Source organism: Leptodesmis sp. (genome assembly GCF_052746595.1).
Genome location: NZ_JBRAGO010000200.1, coordinates 1 through 2,410, shown reverse-complemented (window position 1 = coordinate 2,410; position 2,410 = coordinate 1). Strand labels below are relative to the sequence as shown.

2 protein-coding genes and 2 pseudogenes are annotated in these 2,410 nt (G+C 49.5%); 3 read left to right on the top strand and 1 reads right to left on the bottom strand.

What is annotated here, in order from left to right; all coding sequences use genetic code 11:
- Both ACUVQO_RS22995 and ACUVQO_RS22990 read left to right on the top strand, forming a co-directional pair.
- Nucleotides 1-268 (top strand): annotated as a pseudogene (locus tag ACUVQO_RS22995) (hypothetical protein); the annotation flags it as partial.
- A gap of 29 nt (nucleotides 269-297) precedes the next feature.
- Nucleotides 298-1,407: a saccharopine dehydrogenase family protein gene (locus tag ACUVQO_RS22990; protein WP_445928146.1), complete on the top strand. Its 1,110-nt coding sequence runs from the start codon at nucleotides 298-300 to the stop codon at nucleotides 1,405-1,407.
- A gap of 40 nt (nucleotides 1,408-1,447) precedes the next feature.
- On the opposite strand, the pseudogene ACUVQO_RS22985 reads toward ACUVQO_RS22990, so the two are convergent.
- Nucleotides 1,448-1,615 (bottom strand): annotated as a pseudogene (locus ACUVQO_RS22985) (IS4 family transposase); the annotation flags it as partial.
- Between the two features lie 59 nt (nucleotides 1,616-1,674).
- Between ACUVQO_RS22985 and ACUVQO_RS22980 the strand changes: the two are divergent.
- Nucleotides 1,675-1,866 (top strand): helix-turn-helix domain-containing protein, encoded by a 192-nt coding sequence (locus ACUVQO_RS22980; RefSeq protein ID WP_445928145.1) that lies wholly within the window; start codon nucleotides 1,675-1,677, stop codon nucleotides 1,864-1,866.
- Nucleotides 1,867-2,410: the final 544 nt, after the last annotated feature.

Genomic DNA, 2,410 nt, shown 5'->3' with positions numbered 1-2,410 from the left:
CTGTGAACGGGGAATCTCCTGCTATACACGAAGCGTTAGCGGGATGAGCGTCAATCGTGTGATTAACAACATTCTGTTTTGCCTCAATCATGGAAGGCAATTAGGATGGCTCATTGATCCAGACGAACGAAACATCATTACATTTCAACCTGGTCAGCAGCCGATCGCCCAGGAGCATCCGACAGACATTTTGGTGGTTCCAGATTTCGTACAGAACTGGCAATTAACGGTAGGTGAACTATTTGGCTGGCTGAATTTTCCAGGATAACAGGATCAACGAAAGACAATTGCAAGGGCATGCGACAAAGAGTCTTGATTTTAGGGGGAAGTGGACGGATTGGCCAAAGTGTGGCCACTGATTTGATCGCACATACAGAGGCCGAGATCCTATTAGCCGGACGAAATAGTGCTGCTGGAGAACGGGTGTGTAATCGTCTGGGGACTCGTGCTCAATTTCTGATGCTGAATCTGGAAGATCAGGCAGGGTTAAGTAGTGCGATCGCCCTAGCCAATCTGGTGATTCACTGTGCAGGACCATTCCATTTCCGGGATGCCAGAGTTCTGAAAACCTGCATTGACCAGGGCGTGAACTATGTGGATGTGAGTGATCATCCGTCATTCACTCGCAAGGCAATGGAGTACAGTGCGGCGGCAGCGGCGGCTGGAGTGACGGCGATCGTCAATACAGGCATCTTTCCCGGAATTTCCAACAGCATGGTGCGGCAGGATGTAGAACAATTGGATGTGGCTAAAAAAATTCACTTAAGTTATGTCGTGGCAGGTTCGGGTGGAGCCGGAATCACGGTGATGCGAACCACCTTCTTAGGCTTGCAGAAACCCTTTCAAGCCTGGATCAACGGAGCATGGCAAACAATCAAGCCCTACAGCGATCGCGAAACGATTGAATTTCCCGCGCCCTATGGTCGGACAGGCGTGTACTGGTTTGATATGCCGGAAACCTTTACGCTGCCCAATACCTTTCCGGTTAAAACCGTGATTACCAAATTCGGCACTGTCCCCGACTTTTATAACTTCCTCACCTGGACTGTAGCCCACTGGTGGCACCCCTGGCTCCTGAAACAAACTCCCGTAATTGAATTTCTCTCCCAAGTTAGTCACTTGATGACCGATGTCACCGATCGCTTCAGCGGCATTGGAGTCGCCATCCGCTCAGAAGTAACTGGACAAAAGGATGGCAAACCCGCCCAGGTTTGTTCGACATTAGTACATGAAAATACAGCGATCGCAGCCGGTTATGGCACAGGTAGCGTGGCCCAATTGCTGTTGTCTGGACAACTTCATAAACCAGGAGTCTGGGCTGTGGAACAGGCATTACTCACGGATTTATTTAATCAGACCTTGCAGGAACGTGGTGTGAACATTGCTTCAGCCATTAAATTGGGATAGTAAAGATCTAAGTACAGGACAAAAAACGTAGAACTTGAAAAGTTTCAATCGACCAACGATGGGCGTAGTCAGCAATCGCTCGACCCGCAGGTTGGGAAGAGACCACCATCAACAATGAGCGATCTTCCAAGCGCATTGCCGCCACGTAGACCTGATGCCCCCAAATTAGACGAGGGCGACGCAACACCTGATGCTGGTTAATTTGTAAGTGATACCAATTTAAATTGGGCAATCGACAGATGGGCTAAACTCAGAAAAGTCGTCCAAGTGCAGGAAAGTTTGGACACCCTGGCAGAACAGTTGCGTCAGGCAAAAACGGCACCTGCCAAAGAACGATTACAGGTACTCTACTGGTTGAAACAAGACCATGCTCCCAGCATCAGCACGATTGCTCAAGCGATCGGGAAACATCGCAGCACCGTGCAAACCTGGTTATCGAAGTATCGCCAGGGGGGATAGAGTTGATGTTGGAGAGGAGGAAGTCAGTTAGGGGTGTGCGAGTGATTCCGCAATGGGCAGAAGATGCCTTGGCGAAGCGCTTAGAGTAGGAGGATGAGGAGTTTCGCAGTGATGGGGAGGTGCAGGAGTGGATGAGAAAGACCCTGGGAATCGAAGCAGAGTACCATACAGTGTACCAAATGACTCGTTATCGGTTGAAAGCCAAGTTGAAAGTGGTGCATCCTCAACACAGCAAGCAAGTGCCTGAGCAACGAGAAGCCTTTAAAAAACCTTGCAGATGACCTGAGGCTGCTGAGTCAGTATGCTCGTCAGGTGCAGCAGGATGAGCGACCGATGCGCTATTTTGCTCAGGATGAGAGCCGTTTTGGCCTTAAGACTCTGGTGGGATGATTGATTACGGTATGTGGCATCAAACCAGTTGGACAATGGCAATGGTTATTCACAGCGTTTTGGCTCCATGGAGCCGTGGAACCTGCAACCGAGAGTGTTTAGATTTTTGTGTAAGCCATTAGATCGTCAATAGTTGAAGCGTCCTGGAAATAGG